Genomic DNA, 19,918 nt, shown 5'->3' with positions numbered 1-19,918 from the left:
CATCCTACGGAGCCCCACTGACATCGCCCGCCTCGTCGACGGTGGAAAGCCCCAGCTCGGCGAGGATCTGCTCGGTGTGCTCGCCGAGCCGCGGCGGCGCCGTGACGTACGCGGCGGGGGCGGCGCTCAGCCGGATGGGGTTGGCGACCTGCGCGGCGGGTGTCTCGCGGTTCGGGTCGTCGATGTGCACGCGGGGGTCGAGGCCGAGGCGTTCGGCGAAGGCGAAGGCCTCCCCGAGGTCGTTGATCGGGCCGCAGGGCACACCGACGGCGGTCAGTGTCTCGAACCACTCGTCGGCCCCGCGCTCGCGCAGCCGCTCGGTGAGTTCGGCGAGGAGTTCCTCCCGGTGGGCCACGCGCGCGGTGTTGCTCGCGAAGCGCGGGTCATCGGCGAGGGCGGGCACCCCCAACTCGGCGCACAGCGCGCCGAATTGCCGGTCGTTACCGACGGCGAGCGCCAGCGGCCGGTCCTTGGCGTCGAGGACCTCGTACGGGGCGATGCTCGGGTGCTTGTTGCCCATCGCGCGCGGCACCACTCCCCCGGCGACGTGCGCGGAGGCCTGATTGGTGAGCGCCGAGAGCAGCGAGGTGAGCAGGGAGACCTCGACCTTCTGCCCCTCGCCGGTGGCGTCGCGGTGCCGCAGCGCCGCCATGACACCGAGCCCCGCGTGCATCCCCGTGATGACGTCGACGAGCGCGACGCCGGCCTTGGTGCCCTGGCCGCCCGGCTCCCCGGTGACGCTCATCAGGCCGCCCATGGCCTGCACCAGGAGGTCGTAGCCGGGCAGCGCGGCGCCCTCTGCGGTGCCGAATCCGGTGACCGAGCAGTACACGAGACCGGGGTTGAGCGCGCTCAACTCCTCGTAGCCGAGGCCGAGTCGGTCCATGGTGCCGGGCCGGAAGTTCTCGACGAGGACGTCGGCGCGGGCGGCGATGGCGCGGGCCGCCTCGCGCCCGGACTCCTCGGTCAGGTCGAGGGCGACGGAGCGCTTGTTGCGGTTGACCCCGAGGAAGTAGGTGGCCTCGCCCTCGGCGAAGGGCGGCCCCCAGGAGCGGGTCTCGTCGCCGGCTCCGGGGCGCTCGACCTTGATGACCTCCGCGCCGAGGTCGGCGAGGAGCATCGTCAGATACGGGGCCGCGAGGACCCGGCCGAAGTCGGCGACGACGAGCCCCGAAAGAGCTCCCTGGGCGACGGGCCTTGTGGCCGGCATACGGCTCTCCTTGTGGAACCTTGGCAAGCGGTGGGCGTGGGGCTACGATCCGAGACGTAAAGAAAGTTGGATCCAAAATCCGATATCCGTCACCCTAGCGCCGACCGGCCACGCAGCCAAGGAGTCCGCGATGCCCTCAGCCCCCCTCCACCCCTTCGAACTCGTCGACATCGACGGCATGTTGAGCGACGAGGAGCGCGCCATCCGCGACACCGTGCGCACCATGGGCGAGCGCGAGCTGCGCCCGAAGGTGGCCGAATGGTTCGAGAACGGCGCCATCCCGGCCCGCGAGCTCGCCCGCGAACTGGGCGGCCTCGGCGTCCTCGGCATGCACCTGGAGGGCTACGGCTGCGCGGGCACCAGCGCCGTCTCGTACGGCCTCGCGTGCATGGAGCTGGAGGCGGTGGACTCGGGTCTGCGCAGCCTGGTCTCGGTGCAGGGCTCGCTCGCCATGTACGCGATCTGGAAGTACGGCTCCGAGGAGCAGAAGCAGCAGTGGCTGCCGGGCATGGCGGCGGGCGAGAAGATCGGCTGCTTCGGCCTCACCGAGCCGGACGCGGGATCCGACCCCGGCTCGATGCGCACGAACGCCAAGCGCGACGGCAAGGACTGGGTCCTCAACGGCGCCAAGATGTGGATCACGAACGGCTCGGTGGCGGACATCGCCGTCGTCTGGGCCCGCACCGAGGAGGGCGTGCGCGGCTTCCTGGTCCCGGCGGGTACGCCCGGCTTCTCGGCTCCGGAGATCAAGCGCAAGCTGTCCCTGCGCGCCAGCGTCACCAGCGAGCTGGTCCTGGAGGACGTACGGCTGCCCGCCGACGCGATGCTGCCGAACGCGCGCGGCCTCTCCGGCCCGCTCGGCTGCCTCAACGAGGCCCGCTTCGGCATCGTGTTCGGCGCAATCGGCGCCGCCCGCGACTGCCTGGAGGCGGCGATCTCCTACGCCGGTGACCGGACGGTCTTCGAGCGCCCGCTGGCCTCGTACCAGCTGACGCAGCAGAAGCTCGCCGACATGGCCCTCGAACTCGACAAGGGCATGCTGCTCGCGCTGCGCCTCGGCCGGCTCAAGGACGAGGGCCGCGGCACACCGGAGCAGATCAGCGTCGGCAAGCTCAACAACGTGCGCGAGGCCATCCAGATCGCCCGCGAGTGCCGCACCATCCTCGGCGCCAACGGCATCACCCTCGAATACCCGGTGATGCGGCACGCCAACAACCTGGAGTCGGTGCTCACTTACGAGGGCACGAGCGAGGTCCACTCGCTGGTGATCGGCAAGACCCTGACGGGGCTGCCGGCCTTCCGCTGAGCCGCCCTTGTCACGTGCTGAGCCGCCACGTCACTTCGCCGTCCTGCCACTCGTCCGTGGGCGCGAGCCCGCAGGCGGTGGCGACGGCGGCGGACGCGTGGTGCTCGGGGTGGATGTGGGCGACGAGCGTCCCGACGCCCCGCTCCCCGAGCCACGCGGCAAGCCCTCGCGCGGCCTCGGTGGCGAAGCCGCGCCCCTGCCACCGCGTGCCCACGACCCAGGCGATCTCCGCGACGCCGTCCCCGACGGTCGCCTGCACCGTGCCCACCAGGCACTCCTCGTCCCGGAGTTGTACCACCCAGTTGAGCCAGGTGACGTCCGGGTCGGGCGAGCCCGCGAGCATCCGCCGGTAGCGCGCCCGCAGCTCCTCGACCGTGCCCGGCGTGCCGCCGATGAAGGTGTGCAGGGCCGGGTCACCGAGCACGCCGGTCATCTCCTCCGCGTGCTCGACACGCAGCGGCAGCATGACCAGCCGGCCGGTGGTGAAGGTGGACAACTGCATCCGGTCCCTCTCGCCGTTCACACGCACTCCTCGGTCTCCGCCCACGGCAGTTGCCCCGCCCGCGGCGACCGCGCCGCCTACGCCAACTGCTCCGCCAACAGGAAACCACCGATCGCGATCATCATGACCCCGGATACCCGTGTCACCGCCCGCGCCGCCGAAGGCCGGGTCTTCAAAACGGTGCGTGCCAGCACGCCGACACCGAGGTAGACGACGGCGCAGGCGGTCATGTGGAGGGTGCCGAGCACGCCGGTCTGCACGGCCACCGGCCAGCCCGTCGCGGGGTGGATGAACTGAGGGAAGAGGGAGAGGTACAGCAGCAGCGCCTTGGGGTTGAGGCCGCTGATGCCGATGCCCTTGAGCATGACCTGGCGGCGGGAGGCGCCGACGGATTCCTCGCCGGCGGTGAGCACGGCGGGCTGCCGCAGCACGTTGCAGCCGAGCCACACCAGGTATCCGGCCCCGGCGACGGTCAGCGCCGTGAGCAGGGTCGCCGAACTCGCCACGAGCACGGCCAGGCCCGCGACGGCGAGCAGTGTGTATCCCACGTAGCCGGTTATCAGTCCGGCCACCGCCGGGACGACCGAGCGGTCCCGCAGTCCGGCCGCGATCGCGTAGGCCCAGTCCGCGCCCGGTGTGAACACCAGCAGGAGGTCCACGGCCAGAAATGCCGCCAGCGTGGTCGTGTCCATGTGTGTCGATCCCTCTCACGTGCAGTTGTACGCGAGGAAGGCTAGGCCGGATCCGCCCGAAGGTGTTCCCTTCTTTACTCCGATCCCGGCGGATCTGAGGGAGAATCTTCTTCATGGATGCCATGGACCGGAAAATTCTTACCGAGCTGCAGATGGACGGCCGTCTCACCATCACCGAGCTGGCCGCGCGCGTGAAGCTGAGCGTCTCGCCCTGCCACCGCCGGCTGCGCGATCTCGAACGCTCGGGGGCGATCCGCGGCTACCGCGCCGTCGTCGACCCGTCCGCCCTCGGCCTGGACTTCGAGGCGCTGGTCTTCGTCACCCTGGGCTGGGAGGACCGGGACACCGTCGCCTCGTTCGAGGAGGCGGTGGCGGCGGTGCCCCATGTGCTGCAGGCGCAGCGCCTGTTCGGCGACCCGGACTATCTGCTGCGGGTGGCCGCCGCCGACCTGACCGCCTTTCAGCAGCTCTACGACCAGCAGCTCGCGCGCCTGCCGGGAGTACAGCGCCTGAACTCCACGCTCGTCATGAAGAACGTCGTCGCGGATCGACCGCTGCCCGACTAGCCATAGCAACCACGAGCGTTGTTGACAGACGGTTCAGTGCCGGCGGCCAGGGTCCGCAGTCGGTCCAAGGTCTCGCGGATGACGTCCTGCAAATCCTGATCGTCGGTGGCGGTGACCCATCGCGAGAAGGCCACGCGGAACACGGCGATGCTGGTCTCGGCAGCAAGGCTGGCCTCTACGTCGCCGATGCCCCGCTCTCGCAACCTGTCGGCCAGGGCGGCCGACAGGGACGTGAGCTTGATCAACTCTCGTTCGCGGAGATCCGCGTTGGCCATGATCACGGTCTGCCGCTTCCGTGCGCTTTCGCGGTCGTCCCCCACCATCCGGGCCACGCTGTCGAGTACGGCCGCGACGGCATCCAGCGCCGGCGCCGTGGCCGGCACCCCCTCGAGAGCAGCCAGCGACTTCTCTTCCAGGGCGGAGGAGGCGTCGAAGAGGACCTCGCGCTTGTCGGCGAAATACCGGAAGAACGTACGGGCCGTGACGCCCGCCCGCTCGGCTATGTCCGCCACCGTCGTCTGCTCGAAGCCGCGCTCCAGATAGAGCGACAGCGCCGCCTCGCGCAGCCGGTCACCGGCCCCAGGCTTCCACCGTCCCATGCCGAGAGTGTAGGTGATGTCACCGCATGACAACCCGCCCCACTCACTGCGATGTCACTCGATGACATCGCGGTGTAGAGTGATGTCATCGAGTGACATCACTGTGTGGAGGCCCCTGATGAAGCGCATCCAGTACCACCAGTACGGCGGACCCGACGTAATGCGTCTGGAAGATTTCGAGCCCGCCCGTCCCGGCTCCGGCGAGGTCCTGGTCCGCGTGCGGGCAGCAGCGGCAAATCCGATGGACTGGGGCATCCGCAGCGGCGCCATGAAGATGGTGACGGGGCGGAAGTTCCCGCGCGCGCTGGGCTACGACTTCGCGGGCGCCGTCGAGGCGGTCGGCAAGGGCGTCACGCGGCTCGCCGTCGGCGACGAGGTGCTCGGCGGGGCGTCCATCAAGGCGTCGGGAGCTTTCGCCGAGATGGTCCTCGCCGAGGAGCGGGGCGTCGTGAAGAAGCCCGCGAACCTCTCCTTCGAGGAGGCCGCCGCCGTCCCGACCGTCGGCCTCACCGCATTCCAGGCCGTGGTCAAGAAGGGAAAGGTGCAGCCCGGGCAATCGGTCTTCATCAACGGCTGCCTCGGTGGAGTCGGCCGAGCCGGCGCCCGGATCGCGCTGGCGCACGGCGCTTCGGTGGGAGGCAGTTGCCGGGCCACCGAAGCGCAGGACGCGCGCGACCTCGACCTCGACCCGATCGTCGAATTCGGCTTCGACCCGACGGGGCTCAGCGGGCGATTCGACCTCGTCCTCGACACCGCGGACACGCTCCCGACCGATGCGGCAAAAAGGATGCTGAAGCCGGGCGGACGCATCGTCAGCATCCACCCCACCCCCGCGAACATGGCCAAGAGCGCACTGCCGGGTCCGTACAACGTCTTGATCACCAGGCCCGTCACGGCGGACCTCGAGGAGGTCGCGCGCGCCGCCGGACGCGGCACCCTGCGGGTTCCGATCGCCCGCACGGTGCCGCTCAGCGATGCCATCAAGGCGCTGACCGAACTCGAGCGCGAGGGCACACCCAAGGGCGGCAAGCTCGTCATCACGACCGGCTGACCCTCGCACCCGCCCGACCCTCGACCAGAGGAACTCTTCGAATGACTGCACAGATATGGGTGCTCGGCGGCACCGGACGCAGCGGCCGCGCCATCGCAACGCAGCTGACCCGGCCCGGCCCGACAGCCGTCCTCGTCGGCCGGGACGCGAACCGCCTGCACGCCGCAGCACAGCAGACCGGCAGCGAAACACTGCTGGCGCCGTCCCTTGCGGCCGCCGCCGCGGAAATCCGGCAGCAACGCCCGGCCGTGGTCATCAACACGGTCGGCCCCTTCACCACCACGGCCCCGGGGGTCGTCGACGCCTGCCGCGCCGTCGGCAGCCACTACATCGACCTGGCGAACGATGTCGCTGCGCTCTCCGCCACGTACGAGATCCACGACGCGGCCGTCCAGGCGGGGCACACGGTGGTCACGGGTGCCGGGTTCGGCGTGACCGCCACCGAGAGCGTCGTGGTGAAGCTCTGCGAGGGCCGACCCGCCCCGCTTCGGGTCCGTGTCGACATGGTGCCCTCGATCGCGATGGAGGAAGGCACGGCCGGTGAAGCCCTGATCGGCACCCTCCTGAGCAGCCTCCACGGCCGTCGGATCACCGATGGCCACCTGACACCCGCCCGGATCTTCAGCGACCCGGTGCGCCTCACGCTGCCGGACGGCTCGCAGGTCACCACCGCGAGCATGCCGTCGGGCGAGCTGCTTGCGGCGCACCGGGCGAGCGGGGCCCGCCATGTACTTTCGGCGACCAGCGAAGCTCCCTCCTCGCCTCTGTTCCGGGCGATGATGCCCGCCCTGAGCACCCTCATGCGAGGGGAACGGCTGCGCTCGTTCACCACACGCCACCTCGCCCGGGTACGCGTCAAGGCCAAGGAGCGCCCCCGCGATCACTCCTGGGGGCACGCCGTGGTGACCTGGTCCGACGGCGAGACCCGAGAGGGCTGGCTGCGCCTGGGCGACGCGCAGGAGTACACCGGAGCAGTGTCCGCAGAGGTCGCCCGGCGACTGCTGGCCGGCGAGGGCCGACCTGGCGCGTACACCCCGGCCGCCCTCTTCGGCGCCACCCTCGCCGAATCGTGCGGCGCCACCTACGTACTGCCCCGGCATTGATGTTGTGCACTTTATTGACCGCAGTCACCGACGCGCATACATTCGCGGACACCCTTCCCCTGCCCAAGGGAGCCCGCGATGTCCCAACGCACCAAGCAACTGCGGCGAGTTGCCCTCTCGGGGCTGCTCGGGACCGCCGTCGAGTTCTACGACTTCCTCGTCTACGGCACCGTCGCCGCCGTCGCCTTCGGTGAGCTGTTCTTCCCCGGCGCCGACCCGGCCGTCGGCACCATCGCCGCGTTCGGCACCTTCGCCGCCGGGTACGTCGCCCGCCCGCTCGGCGGGATCGTCTTCGGGCACTTCGGCGACCGGCTGGGCCGCAAGTCGATGCTGCTGCTCACGATGGGCCTGATGGGCGGCGCCAGCTTCCTCATCGGGCTGCTGCCGACGTACGACACCGTAGGTGTCTGGGCGCCGCTGCTGCTGATCACGCTGCGCGTCGTGCAAGGCATCGCCATCGGCGGTGAGTGGGGCGGCGCCACACTGATGGTCGTCGAGCACGCCGGGGCGCGACGGCGTGGACTGTGGTCCAGCTTCACGCAGTTGGGGGCGCCGCTGGGCTCCCTGCTCTCCGCGGCCGTCGTCGCCCTCGTCGTCTCGCTTCCTAAAGAAGAGTTCATGTCGTGGGGTTGGCGGGTGCCGTTCCTGCTGAGCGTCGTACTGCTCGGCGTCGGCCTCTTCGTACGGCTGAAGGTCGTCGAGAGCCCGCTGTTCGCCGAGGTGAAGCAGGAGCGCGACACGGCACGCCTGCCGATCGTCGACGTGCTGCGCCGCCCGCGCCCCGTCCTGCTCGCCTGCTGCGTGGGCATCGGCGCCTTCACCGCACAGTCCCTGCTGACCAGTTACCTCATCTCGTACGCCACCGACATCGGCTACGCGCGCCCGCAGGCGCTGACCGCGCTCACGGTCTCCTCGTCGGTCGCGCTCGTCGTGCTGCCGTGCGCCTCGGTGCTCTCCGACCGGATCGGCCGCCGCCCGGTCGTCCTCGCCGGCGCCCTGCTCTCCGCGGCGCTCGCCTTCCCCGTCCTCGCGCTCGTCGACTCCAAGTCGCCCGGCCTGCTGATCCTGGCCGTGGTCCTGGGGCACGGGGTCGCCCAGTCCATGATGTACGGCCCGCTGGGCGCCCTGTTCAGCGAGATGTTCGGCACGCGCGTGCGCTACACCGGTGCCTCGCTCGGCTACCAGGGCGCCACCCTGATCGGCGCCGGCTTCTCCCCCATGATCGCCGGGGCCCTGGTGGCGGGGAGCGGCAACAGCACGCCGATCGCCCTGCTGGTCTGCGGCGGTTCGCTGATCACCGCGTTCTCCCTGTGGTTCGTCCGCGAGACCGGCAAGGTCACGCTCACGCACACCACCGAAGCCCCCGCCACCCCCACCAAGGAGGCCACCGCATGAGAACTCCCGGTCCCCGGACACGTATCGCCTGCACCGCCGCTGTCGCTGTCGCGCTGGCCGCCACCGCGCTGCCGTCCCCCGCCCTCGCGGCGTCGCCGGACACCGGACACGTCGAGGGCAGCCTGCCCTCGGGCGCGACGTACACCATGGACGTGCCCTCGGCCTGGAACGGGACGGTGCTGCTCTTCGGTCACGGCTACAACGACATCGGGGCGCCCAACCCCGCGGAGAACGCCCCGGACGACGCCACCAAGTCCCTTCTCCTGAAGCAGGGTTACGCCCTCATCGGATCCTCCTACGCCACCACCGGCTGGACGCTGCCGGGCGCGGTCGACGACCAGCTCGCCACCTTGTCGGCCTTCACGAAGCGGTTCGGCGCCGCCGAGCGCACCGTCGCCTGGGGGCGCTCGTACGGCGGGATGGTCACCACCGCGCTCGCCGAGCGGCACCCGGAGCGCATCGACGGCTCGCTGTCCCTGTGCGGCCTGGTCCACGGCGGCGTCGCCAACTGGAACAACACGCTGGACCCCGTGTTCGCCCTCAAGACGCTCCTCGCGCCGGGCTCCGACGTCCCGCTGGTCGACCTGCCGGACCAGGAGACGGCCACGCGCGCGGCGGACACCATGGTCGCCGCGGTCGACAAGGCGCAGACGTCCCCCGAGGGACGCGCCCGTATCGCGCTCGCCGCCGCCCTGCACAACATCCCCGGCTGGAACCAGGAGTCACAGCCCCGCCCCGCGCCGACCGACTGGGACGCCCAACAGGCCAACCAGTACACGGCCGTCAAGGGCCTGCTCAAGATCGCCGCCTTCAACCGGCGCCAGGAGTCCGAGACCCGGTCCGGCGGCAACACGTCCTGGAACACCGGCGTCGACTACGCGAAGCTGCTCGCCCAGTCCTCCGTGAGCAAGGAGGTCGGCGAGCTGTACCGCAAGGCCGGGCTCTCGCTGCGGGACGATCTCGCCACGCTGGGCCGCGCCCCGCGTATCAGCGCGGATCCGGACGCGGTGTCCTGGATGCGCCGCACCAGCACGTTCTCCGGCAAGCTCACGAAGCCGCAGTTCGACGTGCACACCACCGGCGACCCGCTCGTCCCCGTGCAGACCGAGAGCGCGCTGCGCCGCGCCGTCACCGCCGCCGGCGCCTCCTCCCAACTGCGGCAGGCCTACACCGACAACGCCGGGCACTGCACGTTCAGCGCCGCGGAACAGGTCGCCGCGCTGCACACCCTGGAGGACCGCATCGACACGGGTGCGTGGCACGGCACGGACGCGGACTCCCTCAACTCCCGCGCGGCAGCCGCGAATTCAACGGACCCCGCCCGCTACGTCTCGTACCGACCGACCGCCTATCTCCGTCCGTACGACCGCGCGCACCCCGCCGATGGTCGCTGAGCCGGGACGGTCGCCCGCCGCGTTGTCGGTGGGCGACCGTAGGCTTACCGGTGTGGAGGACATCGGTATCGACCCGACCCGTGACGCGGCGGACGTCTCGCAGCCGCGCCCGCAGTCGCTCCTGCTCGCCTTCTTCGGCAATCACGTGCTGGAGGAGGGGGACCTGTGCGTGTACTCGGGCAGCATCATCGACGTGCTCGGCCGCGTCGGCGTCGGTGAGCAGGCCGTGCGGTCGACGCTGACGCGGATGGTCAACCGGGGCCTGTTGCAGCGCCGCCGCGAGGGCCGCCGCATGCACTTCGGGCTGACGGAGCAGGCGAAGCAGGTGCTGTACGACGGCGGCGCCCGCATCTGGAAGCAGGGCGCGGTCAACGACGACTGGGACGGCACCTGGACGCTGCTCGCCTTCTCCCTCCCCGACGCCTGGAAGCGTCAGCGGCACGAGCTGCGTTCGCGCCTCGCCTGGTCCGGGTTCGGCGCGCTGTACAGCGGGTTGTGGATCGCGCCGGGGCAGGTCGACGTGTCGGCGGTGGTCGCGGAGCTGGGGCTCGCCAAGCACGTCAAGGTCTTCCACGGGGAGGCGGGGGTGGCCACGGACATCGAGGAGATGATCCGTGACACGTGGGACCTTGAGAGCGTCGCGGCCCGGTACCGGGCCTTCGACAGCAGGTGGAGCGACGCGCCCGCGGCGGGGGCCGACGACCCGCTCGGCACCCGGCTGCGACTGGTCAGCGAGTGGCTCGACATCATCCGCGCCGATCCCCGGCTGCCGGCCGGGCACCTCCCGCGCGACTGGCCGGCCCGCGCCGCCCAGGAGACGTTCCACCGCATCGCCGAACAAACCGAGGCGCCCGCGCGGGAAATGGCCCGCGAACTGCTCCAGACGACGACGGTGCGATGACAGGATCACCCTGAGGCCATCCTGAGGAGGTGCCGGTGTTCAGACGGGGCAGGCGGTTCTTCGGGGTGGCCGTGGCCGCGGTCTGCATGGTGTTCATCGGCCCGAGCACGCCCAGCGGCGCGCTCGTCTCCGAGCCTCTCCCGCTGCCGGTCGGCGCCGCGAAGGACTTCGTGCCGGGCCGCGTCATGACGTGGAACATCTGCAACCCCTGCGGCAGCGCCCAGAACCTCGGCAGGGCGGCGGACATCGCGACGTACGCGCCGCAGGTCGTCGGCCTTCAGGAGGCGTGTGTGCGGGACGTCGAGGAGATCCGCGCCTATCTGAAGACCTTCTACGGGCTGACGTACCGGGTCGAGTACGGCTCGGTGCTGCGCAACTGGGGCCGCTGCGGGGGACTTCCGTGGCGGGCGGGCGGCTACGGGCAGGCGATCCTCTCCGCGGCGCCGATGACCGATCCCGTCACCGTCGAGTATCCGGACGGCGGTTCCGAGGACCGCGGCTATCTGGCCGTCACCACTTCGGTGGGCGGCCGCCCCGTCCGCGTCTTCAACACTCATCTCGCGCAGCGGCAGCAGGAGGCGTTCCGCGAGAAGCAGGTCGCCGTCTTCGCCAAGGCGGTCGCCCGGCACGAACGCACCGTCGTGCTGGGCGACTTCAACGCCGTGCCGGACGCTCCCGAGCTCGCCCCGATGTGGTCGCTTGCCACGGACGCGGACCCCCGGTGCCGCCCGGCGGCAGGCGCCGACTGCGCAACGACCACGGACTGGCTCAGCAAGTTCGACTACATCTTCCTGCGCGGCTTCACGGCACACGGCCACGCGGTGCACGCCAGCGCGTACTCGGACCACCACCAGTTCCGGGCGGATCTGGAGCCGGTGCGGCAGCCTTAGTTGATCTGCCGCTACTAGTGGATCGGTGTCCGCTGGGGCATGGAGGGTCCGTCGTTCTGGGCGCTCATGAAGGTGAGCGCCGCGGTGACCCGGCGGTCGATCAGGGGCTGGTCGGTGAGTTCGAGTTGGCGGAAGATGACGCTGACGTACTTCTCGACGGCCTTGACCGATATGAAGAGCGCGGCGGCGATCCCCCGGTTGGACAGGCCGTGGGAGATGTGTTCCAGGACGTCGATCTCGCGCAGGGTCAGGTCGTCGATGGCGATGCCGTCCCGGCGCGTCACCAGGGAGTCCACGATGCTCGGGTCCAGGACGGTCTGGCCGGAGCGGATGTCCTGCAGCGCGCCGAGCACGGTGTCGATGCCCGGGATCCGGTCATCGAGGAGGTAGGCGATCCGTGAGGCGCCGCCGCGCAGGAGTTCCAGGGCGAAGCCGTTGCCGCGGTCGGAGATGACGACGATGCCGACGCCCGGATGGTCGGTGCGCAGGCGGCGGGCCGCTTCGAGGGTGGCCATGGTGGTGACGACGGGTGTGCGCAGACTGATGATGACGGCGTCCGGTTCATGGCTCTCGACCATGGCCAGCAGGTCGTCGGGGTGACGGACCCGGCCCACGATCTTGATGTCGGGGGCGTCGGCGAGCAGCGCGGCGAGGCCGTCGCCGATCAGGAAGCTGTCGGTGGCGAGGACCACGGTGAGGGGGGGGCTGTCGGGTGCCATGTCCGCTCTCCTGGCTGGTGGGCAGCAGATCTCGGAGATGGCCGGTTGCGACGGAGGCTTTCCCGAGCCAGGGCAACCGCCGGACACGTCAAAGGTCTCGTGGTTCGACTCTACTCCGCGGGGCCCGCACCGGGTCCGATCTCACGGGCCGCCCGGCTACAACTGGGCGTCCACGGCGGCATGTTGAGGGCCTGCCCCCCATACGGAGGGCGGGTATACACCCCGCTGAATCCCCAGGTCTGCCCCATACCGGCCAGTCGCCGGGAAAGGATTCACTGGAAGGATTCCTGCCCGCCGATCCCACTCTCCGTCCTCCGGCCCGTCCGAGCGGGGGCGAACTCCCGCGCCCCCCGAGGTGACCTGAGGACCATCCCAGAGCGGGCTCGCGCCCGAGGGAGAGCGCGAGTCCCCGCACCGGCGGCCGCCACCCACGCCGACGAAGGGGTGGCGGCCGCCGCTTGCTGCCCTCACCCCTTCTTGCGCAGCACCTCCCCCACGTTCTCCTCCCGCCACCGCCGCAGCAGTTCGTGGAAGGCGACCGCGCCATGCGGGTAGGAGCCCGGGCCGTTGGGGCGGCCGCGGCCCTCGCGGTTGTAGTAGCCGGGCGTGCACTCGGCGTGGAACCACTCGTGGTCGGGGGAGCCTTGGGCGCAGGTCTCGCGCCACGCGTCGACGACCTCGGGGGTCGGCTCCAGGACGGCGTCTGCCTTTTCGGCGGCGACGACGAGGGCCGCGGCGTGCACGGCCTGTTCGTCCAGGATGTGGCTGAAGTTGACGCTGGAGGCGTTCTGCATCGGGCCCAGCTGGATCAGGTTCGGGAAGCCCGTGCTGGTGAAACCGTGCAGGGTGCGCGGGCCGAATCGTGCGTAGGAGTCCAGGAGTTGGAGCCCGTCTCGGCCCGTGACCGGCAGCTTCCCCGAGGTGACTCCGGAGACACCGACGGAGAACCCGGTCGCGAAGACCAGGCAGTCGATCTCGTACTCCACCCCGCCGACGACGACACCGCGCTCCGTCATGCGCTCGATGCCATGGGTCTCCGCGGTGTCCACGAGCGTGACGTTGTCGCGGTTGAAGGCGGGCAGGTACAGGTCGGAGAACGTGGGCCGCTTGCAGGCGTAGCGGTACCAGGGCTTGAGGGCCTCGGCGGTGGCCGGATCGGTGACCTCGGCGGCGACGCGGTCGCGGATCTGGTTCATCGTGGCGTGGTCGGCGGCCTCGTACGCGGCCTCGAACTCCGCCTCGCCGTCCCGGCGGAAGCTCGGCAGCAGCTTTTCGAGGAGGGCGGCCGACTCGGTCCAGCGGTCGGCGACCAGGTCCCGCTCGGCGTCCTCGCCGGAGACGATCCGCAGGAAGTTCTCGCGCCGCTCGTGCGCCCAGCCGGGCCGGTCCGCCCCGACGTCCTGCGGGGTCGTGCGGCGCTGCCCGCGCGTGTCGACGGCGGAGGGCGTGCGCTGGAAGACGTACAACTGCCGGGCGTCCTCGGCCAGTTTGGGGATGGCCTGGACGCCGGTGGCCCCCGTGCCCACGACGCCGACGCGCTTGTCGGCGAGGCCCGTCATGCCGCCGTCGGGGCCGCCGCCCGTGTAGCCGTAGTCCCAGCGCGAGGTGTGGAAGGTGTGCCCCTTGAAGTCCTCGATACCGGGGATGCCGGGCAGCTTGGGCTCGGAGAGGGTGCCGGTGGCGGTGACGACGTACGTGGCCCGGAACTCGTCGCCCCTGTCCGTCGTGACCACCCACTGGTGGGCGCTCTCGTCCCAGGTCAGGGCGGTGACGGCGGTGGAGAAGAGGGCGTCCTCGTACAGGCCGAAGCGCTCGGCGATGCGTACGGCGTGGCGCCGGATCTCGTCGCCGGGCGCGTACTTCCACTCGGGTACGTAGCCGGTCTCGTCCAGCATCGGCAGATAGACGTGCGACTCGATGTCGCAGTGGATGCCGGGGTAGCGGTTCCAGTACCAGGTGCCGCCGAAGTCGCCGCCCTGCTCGATCACCCGCACCTTCTCCAGGCCCTGCTGCCGCATCCGCACGCCGGCCAGGATCCCGCCGAACCCGCCGCCGACGACCGCGACGTCCACCGCGTCGCCCAGCGGCTCGCGCTCGGGGACCTCGCCCGCGTACGGGTCGGCGGCGAAGTAGCCGAACTCCGCGGTGGTGGAACGGTATTGGGCCGTACCGTCGGGGCGGACGCGGCGCTCGCGCTCGACGCGGTAGCGCTCGCGCAGCTCCGCCGTCTCCTGCGGGGTGGGGGGCGTGGCGCACTGCGGCAGGGTCATGCGGCGGCTTCCTCTCGTGGGGGGACATGCGAGGCGCCCCACGGTGGGGCTTCCGCACGGTCACAGGTACCGTAACCCAACAACCGGACAACACTGTCCGGTAGGGTCCGGTGCACTCCCAGCCGGCTCAAAGACGCGACGCGACACGACTCGACGCGACCCCACTCGACGCGAAAGGCCCGCGATGTCGAACCTCACCCCCACCTCCCCGCTGCGCGACTGGCTCGCCAACCCCGCCGCGGGGCAGATCCTGCGCGGCATGCTGGCCTCCCAGGGGCAGAGCGAGGAGGCCCTTGCGCCCGCCCTCGGACTGCCGCTGGAGCAGCTCGTCAAGATGTCCGGCGGCAAGTTCCCCGCGGAGCTGGTCGGTGTGCTGGTCACCGCCGCCGAGACCGGCGAGATACCCGAGGGTCTGCCAACCGCTCCCCCGGCCGCCGCCACCGCCCCGTCGGAAGACCCGGGTATCGAGATCGGCACCCCCGAGCCGTGGACCGAGCAGATCACCTCCAGCCGCTTCGCCGGGCAGACCGTCGTGGTCACCGGCGCCGCGTCCGGCATCGGCAGGGCCGTCGCCTCGCGTGTCGTACGCGAGGGCGGCCGGGTCGTCGCCGTCGACGTGTCCGGCGACAAACTGGCTGACCTGGCGGCCGAGTTGGGCGAAGCGCTCGTGCCGGTCGCCGCTGACATCACCGAGCCCGCGTCCGCCGACACCGTGCTCGCCGCGGCGGACGGCCGCGTGGACGCGCTCGCGAACGTCGCGGGCGTGATGGACAACGACGCCGCCGTGCACGAGGTCGACGACAAGATCTGGGAGCGCGTCATGCGCATCAACGTCGACGGTCCGATGCTGCTGATGCGCGCCGTGGTGCCCGGAATGCTCGCGGCGGGCGGCGGCCGGATCGTGAACATCGTGTCCGAGGCGGCGCTGCGCGGCTCGGCGGCCGGCGCCGCGTACACGACGTCGAAGCACGCGCTCGTGGGCCTGACGAAGTCCTCGGCGTACCAGTACGCGGGCACGGGCGTGCAGGTCAACGCGGTCGCGCCGGGCGCGGTCGCCACGGGGATCCAGGTTCCGGCGGGTGCCCCCTACGGCTCGGCGCGCACCGCGAAGATGCGGGTGGCGATCCCCGGTCTCGCGATGGCGGAGGAGCTGGCGGCGTCCATCACGTTCCTGCTCAGCAAGGACGCGGTGAACCTCAACGGGGTCATTCTGCCGTCGGACGGGGGCTGGTCGGTGGCCTGAACCCGACAGCCCACCGACTGACGACGAAGACCTACGACGAAGAAGACAGGACACCCATGACCACGCACCGCGCGCCCCGCACCCTCGTGGGTCTCGCAGCCGTCGGCCTCCTCGCCCTGACCGCCTGCGGCACGCAGACCGCCACCACCTCGAAGTCGGGACCGGCCTCCTCCAGCGAGGGCCGCACCATCCGCGCCACCCAAGTCTCCCACGTCACCGACGTCCACGAGGCCACCGGGATGACGCTCCTCGAAGGCCCCGTCCTCGCCAAGGACGACGAGCTGTACGTCGTGGACGTCACGGCGCCGCCCGGCGACCCCAAGCTGCTCTCCGTCGACGTGAAGACCGGCAAGCACAAGGGCGTCTACACCGACAAGACCGGCGCGTACACCTCCGCGCAGATCAGTCCGCACGACGGCCGCGTCTATCTGACGGAGTACCAGAGCGGCGACATCGTCAGCCTCGCGAAGGACGGCTCGGACCCGCGCACGTTCTTCTCCGGCAAGGTCGACGGCTCCACGATGAACCCCGACGACATCGCCTTCGACGACGACGGCAATCTGTACGTCAGCGATCTGCACGGCATGAAGACGGGCCAGGCCGAGGGCCGCATCGTACGGATCGACCGCGACGGCAAGAAGTCCACCGTCCTCGCCGACAAGCTGGCCCAGCCCAACGGCGTCATGTTCGACCCCGAGCAGAAGGGGCTGTGGATCAGCGAGTTGGAGAAGGACACCATCTCGTACCTGCTGCTGGACGCGCACAAGACGGCGGTGACCAACCGGCACGAGGCCATTCACGTCGACGGCGGTCTCGCGCAGACCGACTCCATCACGGTGGATGCCAAGGGCAATCTCTACCAGGCGCTGCACGGCCGGCCCGCCATGGCCGTCTTCAGCAAGTACGGGGAGCGCCTCGGCACGGTGGAGGTACCCGCGAAGGAGGCGGAGGGGCTCCAGTCGGCGACCAATGTCGCGATCACGCGGGGTGGCACGGACGCCTATATGTCGGTCAGCGGCCCGAAGGGCGGCTACGTCTACAAGTTCTCGGCGCTGGCCAAGGGCATCCGCCTGTCCAACGGCGGCTGATGGTCAGCTGTCGCCGAGATCGACTCGGCGGCTGACGCTCAGTCGTCGCCGAGGTCGACGGAGCGCAGCGGCCCCACCTCGACGCCGAGCAGGCCCCAGGCCGCGAGCGCCAGGCGTTCGCGCTCGGCGAGGGTGGGTCCCGCGACGGCGCCGGAGACCATCGCGATGGCCAGCATCAGCTCGTCGGCGGACAGTCCGCGACCGGCGGACGGGCAGCGGCCGAGGACGCCGCGCACCCGCGCGGACAGTTCCCGGCCCTGCTCGTCGTCGCCGCGCACCCGCAGCAGGTCGACGAAGGCGGTGGAGCGTGTGATGTGCCAAGTGACCACGCCGAGCACGGACTTGAGGTTCGCGTCCGGCTCGGCGGCGGCCGCCTCGATCTGCCGTACGTTCTCGTCGAGCACGGCCGAGGCCAGGGCGACCCGGTCGGCGAAGTGCCGGTACAGACTGCCCTGCCCGACCCCGGCCCGGCGCGCGACGGAGGACAGCGGCGCGTTCAGCCCCTGCTCGGCGAAGACCTCGCGGGCGGCGGCGATGAGGGCGGCCCGGTTGCGGGCCGCGACACGGCGTCCCTGGTTCGCCGGGCGGGCTTGTTCGGGGTCGGAGGGGTTCGTCACCTTGGAAGCGTAAAGCAGCGCAATACCGGTTCCCTCCACCTCCCCGACCCCCTCCACATATACGGGCCTATCCATGCATATGGGCCCATCCACATCAACGAGGAGAAAACTCATGTCCAAGCCCGTGGTCGTCGTCATCGGTGTCGGCGGGATGGGGCGGGAGATCGCCCGCCGGCAGGGCTCCGGGGCCCGCCTCGTACTGGCCGACTTCGACGGCGAGTCGCTGGCGTCGGTGGCCGAGGACCTGACGGCCGACGGCTACGACGTCACGTCTCTGCGGGTCGACGTCGCCGAGCGTGCCTCCGTCGCGGAGCTGGCCGCGACCGCCGCGGGGCTCGGCCCGGTCACGCAGGTGGCGCACACCGCGGGCCTGTCCCCGGTGCAGGCCCCGACCGCGGCCGTGCTGGCCGTGGACCTGGTGGGGGTGGCCCTGGTCCTTGAGGAGTTCGGCTCAGTGGTCTCCGAGGGCGGCGCGGGGGTCGTGATCGCGTCGATGGCCGGGCACCTGGCGCCGCTGCCGCCCGAGGTCGAGGCCGCGCTGCGCTCCACCCCGACCGACGAACTCCTCGACCTGCCGTTCCTGCGGCCGGACGCGCTGACCGACCCCGGCGCCGCCTACGCGTTCGCGAAGCGCGCCAACCACCTGCGCGTACAGGCCGCCTCCCGCGCGTGGGGCGCACGCGGGGCCCGCGTCAACACGATCAGCCCCGGCGTGATCTCCACCGCGATGGGCCGCGCGGAGCTGGCCGGCGAGTCCGGCGGCCATATGCGCGCCATGATCGAGAGCTCGGGCACGGGGCGCGCCGGCACCCCGAACGACATCACGGAGGTGGCGGCGTTCCTGCTCTCCCCCGCGGCGTCCTTCGTCACGGGAACCGATCTGCTGGTCGACGGCGGCGTGGTGGCCGCGGCGCGCTCGGCGGCGGGGCGGGGCGACTCGGCGTCCTGAAGTCTCCAGGGGGCAGGCTCCACCGCCAGGTGGCCGACAAGGTGCTCTGGACGAGACGACGGCGCAGCGGGACGCTCTTGGGCGGAGCACCGCCCGTCCGCCGAAGGGGACCCATCGTGCCCGACCAGCAGATACTCGTCCTCGACCCCAACAGCCCCGACCATCACGCCGAGCACCGGGCGTTACGGGAGCGCGGGCCGGCCACGCGCGTCGACATCCTCGGGGTGACGGCCTGGTCGGTCTCCGATCCCGCGCTCCTCAAGCAGCTGCTCACCAGTCCGCACGTGTCCAAGAACGCCCGCGCCCACTGGCCGGCCTTCGCCGAGACGGTCGCCACCTGGCCGCTGGCGCTGTGGGTGGCCGTCGACAACATGTTCACCGCCTACGGCAGCGACCACCGCCGGCTGCGCCGCATGATCGCGCCCGCCTTCTCGGCCCGCCGCATCACCGCGATGCAGGCCGACATCGAGGCACTCGTCACCGGCATCCTCGACGGCCTCGACGAAGTCCCCGACGGTGAAGTGGTCGACCTGCGCGAGCAGTTGGCGTACCCGCTGCCGATCGCCGTCATCAGCCGGCTGATGGGTGTGCCGGGCAGCCAGCAGGCCCAGTTCCGCACCATGGTGGACCGGATCTTCGCCACCACCCTCACCGCCGAGGAGGCCGCCAAGAACACGGCCGCCGTCTACCAGCTCCTCGACGAGCTGATCGACTCCAAGCGCGCCGACCCGGCCGACGACATGACCTCGCTCCTCATCGCCACCCGCGACGAGGAGGGCGACGGCAGCACCCTGAGCGACGCGGAGCTGCGCGACACCCTGCTCCTGATGATCAGTGCGGGCTACGAGACGACCGTCAATCTCACCGACCAGGCGGTCACCTCGCTGCTCGCCGACCCGGCCCAGCTCGCCCACATCCGCACAGGACGCTGCACCTGGCAGGACGTCGTCGAGGAGACACTGCGCCACGAGCCGGCGGTGAAGCACCTTCCCCTGCGCTACGCGCTCCAGGACATCGCGTTGCCCGACGGTCGGACCATCCGCGCCGGTGAGGCGATCCTCGCGTCCTACGCCGCCGCCAACCGCCACCCGGCCCTGCACGGCGACACCGCCGACGAGTTCGACGCCACCCGCCCCAGCAAGGAGCATCTCGCCTTCGGGCACGGCGTCCACTTCTGCCTCGGCGCCCCGCTCGCCCGCCTGGAAGTGACCACCGCGCTGCGGCTGCTCTTCGAGCGCTTCCCGCACATACAGCTCGCGGTGCCGGTCGAGGAGCTCGTCCCGTATCCCACTCTCATCAGCAACGGGCACGTGTCCCTGCCCGTGCGCCTGCGGCCGGACGACGACGCGCGGCGCTGACGGACCGGGTGGGGCCCGCCCGGCGCGCCCCACCCACAGCACCCCTTTTTACCCGATATGTATCG

19 protein-coding genes are annotated in these 19,918 nt (G+C 71.1%); 12 read left to right on the top strand and 7 right to left on the bottom strand.

The features are described from left to right. Window positions 1–4: 4 nt before the first annotated feature. Window positions 5–1,210, bottom strand: a complete 1,206-nt coding sequence (locus ACYSUO_RS16995) for a CaiB/BaiF CoA transferase family protein (protein ID WP_461776979.1) — start codon at window positions 1,208–1,210, stop codon at window positions 5–7. A gap of 130 nt (window positions 1,211–1,340) precedes the next feature. On the opposite strand from ACYSUO_RS16995, the gene ACYSUO_RS16990 reads away from it, so the two are divergent. Beyond that, a complete protein-coding gene (locus tag ACYSUO_RS16990; RefSeq protein WP_461776977.1) occupies window positions 1,341–2,516 on the top strand; it encodes an acyl-CoA dehydrogenase family protein in 1,176 nt (391 codons plus the stop codon). 10 nt (window positions 2,517–2,526) lie between these two features. Here ACYSUO_RS16990 and ACYSUO_RS16985 read toward each other — a convergent pair whose 3' ends face one another. Next, on the bottom strand, window positions 2,527–3,018 hold the full coding sequence (locus ACYSUO_RS16985; protein ID WP_461777010.1) for a GNAT family N-acetyltransferase: 492 nt from the start codon (window positions 3,016–3,018) through the stop codon (window positions 2,527–2,529). A 77-nt stretch (window positions 3,019–3,095) separates the two neighbouring features. Beyond that, window positions 3,096–3,710 (bottom strand): LysE family translocator, encoded by a 615-nt coding sequence (locus ACYSUO_RS16980; protein ID WP_461776976.1) that lies wholly within the window; start codon window positions 3,708–3,710, stop codon window positions 3,096–3,098. 113 nt (window positions 3,711–3,823) lie between these two features. Between ACYSUO_RS16980 and ACYSUO_RS16975 the strand changes: the two genes are divergently transcribed. After that, a complete protein-coding gene (locus ACYSUO_RS16975; protein WP_461776975.1) occupies window positions 3,824–4,276 on the top strand; it encodes an Lrp/AsnC family transcriptional regulator in 453 nt (150 codons plus the stop codon). On the opposite strand, the gene ACYSUO_RS16970 is transcribed toward ACYSUO_RS16975, so the two are convergent. Beyond that, on the bottom strand, window positions 4,273–4,875 hold the full coding sequence (locus ACYSUO_RS16970; RefSeq protein WP_461776974.1) for a TetR family transcriptional regulator: 603 nt from the start codon (window positions 4,873–4,875) through the stop codon (window positions 4,273–4,275). The two genes, ACYSUO_RS16975 and ACYSUO_RS16970, sit on opposite strands and share 4 nt — an antisense overlap. Before the next feature lie 118 nt (window positions 4,876–4,993). Between ACYSUO_RS16970 and ACYSUO_RS16965 the strand changes: the two genes are divergently transcribed. From ACYSUO_RS16965 to ACYSUO_RS16940, 6 genes are all read left to right on the top strand, one after another. Continuing rightward, window positions 4,994–5,926, top strand: a complete 933-nt coding sequence (locus ACYSUO_RS16965) for an NADP-dependent oxidoreductase (RefSeq protein ID WP_461776973.1) — start codon at window positions 4,994–4,996, stop codon at window positions 5,924–5,926. A gap of 41 nt (window positions 5,927–5,967) precedes the next feature. Beyond that, window positions 5,968–7,029 carry a saccharopine dehydrogenase NADP-binding domain-containing protein gene (locus ACYSUO_RS16960; protein ID WP_461776972.1) on the top strand — a complete coding sequence of 354 codons (1,062 nt, stop codon included), beginning with the start codon at window positions 5,968–5,970 and terminating at the stop codon, window positions 7,027–7,029. A gap of 78 nt (window positions 7,030–7,107) precedes the next feature. Next, window positions 7,108–8,424, top strand: coding sequence for an MFS transporter (locus ACYSUO_RS16955; RefSeq protein WP_461776971.1), 1,317 nt, complete (start codon window positions 7,108–7,110; stop codon window positions 8,422–8,424). Continuing rightward, a complete protein-coding gene (locus tag ACYSUO_RS16950; RefSeq protein WP_461776970.1) occupies window positions 8,421–9,818 on the top strand; it encodes an alpha/beta fold hydrolase in 1,398 nt (465 codons plus the stop codon). The genes ACYSUO_RS16955 and ACYSUO_RS16950 overlap by 4 nt, the downstream gene beginning before the upstream one ends. A 52-nt stretch (window positions 9,819–9,870) precedes the next feature. Further along, on the top strand, window positions 9,871–10,719 hold the full coding sequence (locus ACYSUO_RS16945) for a PaaX family transcriptional regulator (protein WP_461776968.1): 849 nt from the start codon (window positions 9,871–9,873) through the stop codon (window positions 10,717–10,719). Between the two features lie 35 nt (window positions 10,720–10,754). Then, a complete protein-coding gene (locus ACYSUO_RS16940) occupies window positions 10,755–11,609 on the top strand; it encodes an endonuclease/exonuclease/phosphatase family protein (protein WP_461776966.1) in 855 nt (284 codons plus the stop codon). 14 nt (window positions 11,610–11,623) lie between these two features. Here the strand turns inward: ACYSUO_RS16940 and ACYSUO_RS16935 are convergent, their stop codons facing one another. Together ACYSUO_RS16935 and ACYSUO_RS16930 are read right to left on the bottom strand one after the other, a co-directional pair. Then, window positions 11,624–12,328, bottom strand: a complete 705-nt coding sequence (locus ACYSUO_RS16935; protein ID WP_461776965.1) for a LuxR C-terminal-related transcriptional regulator — start codon at window positions 12,326–12,328, stop codon at window positions 11,624–11,626. Window positions 12,329–12,795: 467 nt separating this feature from the next. Further along, window positions 12,796–14,598 (bottom strand): flavin-containing monooxygenase, encoded by a 1,803-nt coding sequence (locus tag ACYSUO_RS16930; protein ID WP_461776964.1) that lies wholly within the window; start codon window positions 14,596–14,598, stop codon window positions 12,796–12,798. A 184-nt stretch (window positions 14,599–14,782) separates the two neighbouring features. Between ACYSUO_RS16930 and ACYSUO_RS16925 the strand changes: the two genes are divergently transcribed. Together ACYSUO_RS16925 and ACYSUO_RS16920 are read left to right on the top strand one after the other, a co-directional pair. Continuing rightward, window positions 14,783–15,841 (top strand): SDR family NAD(P)-dependent oxidoreductase, encoded by a 1,059-nt coding sequence (locus tag ACYSUO_RS16925; protein WP_461776963.1) that lies wholly within the window; start codon window positions 14,783–14,785, stop codon window positions 15,839–15,841. Window positions 15,842–15,897: 56 nt separating this feature from the next. Further along, the gene (locus tag ACYSUO_RS16920) at window positions 15,898–16,929 is read left to right on the top strand and encodes an SMP-30/gluconolactonase/LRE family protein (protein WP_461776962.1); all 1,032 of its coding nucleotides are present in this window, start codon (window positions 15,898–15,900) and stop codon (window positions 16,927–16,929) included. Window positions 16,930–16,967: 38 nt separating this feature from the next. Here the strand turns inward: ACYSUO_RS16920 and ACYSUO_RS16915 are convergent, their stop codons facing one another. Further along, complete coding sequence (locus tag ACYSUO_RS16915) at window positions 16,968–17,546, bottom strand: TetR/AcrR family transcriptional regulator (RefSeq protein ID WP_461776961.1); 579 nt, start codon at window positions 17,544–17,546, stop codon at window positions 16,968–16,970. A gap of 112 nt (window positions 17,547–17,658) precedes the next feature. Here ACYSUO_RS16915 and ACYSUO_RS16910 point away from each other — a divergent pair, with 112 nt between their 5' ends. Beyond that, window positions 17,659–18,495, top strand: a complete 837-nt coding sequence (locus tag ACYSUO_RS16910) for an SDR family oxidoreductase (RefSeq protein ID WP_461776959.1) — start codon at window positions 17,659–17,661, stop codon at window positions 18,493–18,495. 116 nt (window positions 18,496–18,611) lie between these two features. Then, entirely contained in the window at window positions 18,612–19,853 is a 1,242-nt protein-coding gene (locus tag ACYSUO_RS16905) for a cytochrome P450 family protein (RefSeq protein ID WP_461776958.1), read from the top strand. Window positions 19,854–19,918: the final 65 nt, after the last annotated feature.

The sequence above is a fragment of the Streptomyces sp. UC4497 genome, assembly GCF_054871485.1.
The sequence above is the reverse complement of the archived record's forward strand: the minus strand, read 5'-3'. Positions and strand labels throughout refer to the sequence as shown.

Coding starts and splice junctions, on each gene's coding strand:
- ACYSUO_RS16980 (WP_461776976.1), bottom strand. CDS start 3,710: ATGGACACGACCACGCTGGCGGCATTTCTGGCCGTGGACCTCCTGCTG.
- ACYSUO_RS16975 (WP_461776975.1), top strand. CDS start 3,824: ATGGATGCCATGGACCGGAAAATTCTTACCGAGCTGCAGATGGACGGC.
- ACYSUO_RS16920 (WP_461776962.1), top strand. CDS start 15,898: ATGACCACGCACCGCGCGCCCCGCACCCTCGTGGGTCTCGCAGCCGTC.
- ACYSUO_RS16970 (WP_461776974.1), bottom strand. CDS start 4,875: ATGGGACGGTGGAAGCCTGGGGCCGGTGACCGGCTGCGCGAGGCGGCG.
- ACYSUO_RS16990 (WP_461776977.1), top strand. CDS start 1,341: ATGCCCTCAGCCCCCCTCCACCCCTTCGAACTCGTCGACATCGACGGC.
- ACYSUO_RS16995 (WP_461776979.1), bottom strand. CDS start 1,210: ATGCCGGCCACAAGGCCCGTCGCCCAGGGAGCTCTTTCGGGGCTCGTC.
- ACYSUO_RS16935 (WP_461776965.1), bottom strand. CDS start 12,328: ATGGCACCCGACAGCCCCCCCCTCACCGTGGTCCTCGCCACCGACAGC.
- ACYSUO_RS16960 (WP_461776972.1), top strand. CDS start 5,968: ATGACTGCACAGATATGGGTGCTCGGCGGCACCGGACGCAGCGGCCGC.
- ACYSUO_RS16965 (WP_461776973.1), top strand. CDS start 4,994: ATGAAGCGCATCCAGTACCACCAGTACGGCGGACCCGACGTAATGCGT.
- ACYSUO_RS16955 (WP_461776971.1), top strand. CDS start 7,108: ATGTCCCAACGCACCAAGCAACTGCGGCGAGTTGCCCTCTCGGGGCTG.
- ACYSUO_RS16910 (WP_461776959.1), top strand. CDS start 17,659: ATGTCCAAGCCCGTGGTCGTCGTCATCGGTGTCGGCGGGATGGGGCGG.
- ACYSUO_RS16985 (WP_461777010.1), bottom strand. CDS start 3,018: ATGCAGTTGTCCACCTTCACCACCGGCCGGCTGGTCATGCTGCCGCTG.
- ACYSUO_RS16930 (WP_461776964.1), bottom strand. CDS start 14,598: ATGACCCTGCCGCAGTGCGCCACGCCCCCCACCCCGCAGGAGACGGCG.
- ACYSUO_RS16950 (WP_461776970.1), top strand. CDS start 8,421: ATGAGAACTCCCGGTCCCCGGACACGTATCGCCTGCACCGCCGCTGTC.
- ACYSUO_RS16925 (WP_461776963.1), top strand. CDS start 14,783: ATGTCGAACCTCACCCCCACCTCCCCGCTGCGCGACTGGCTCGCCAAC.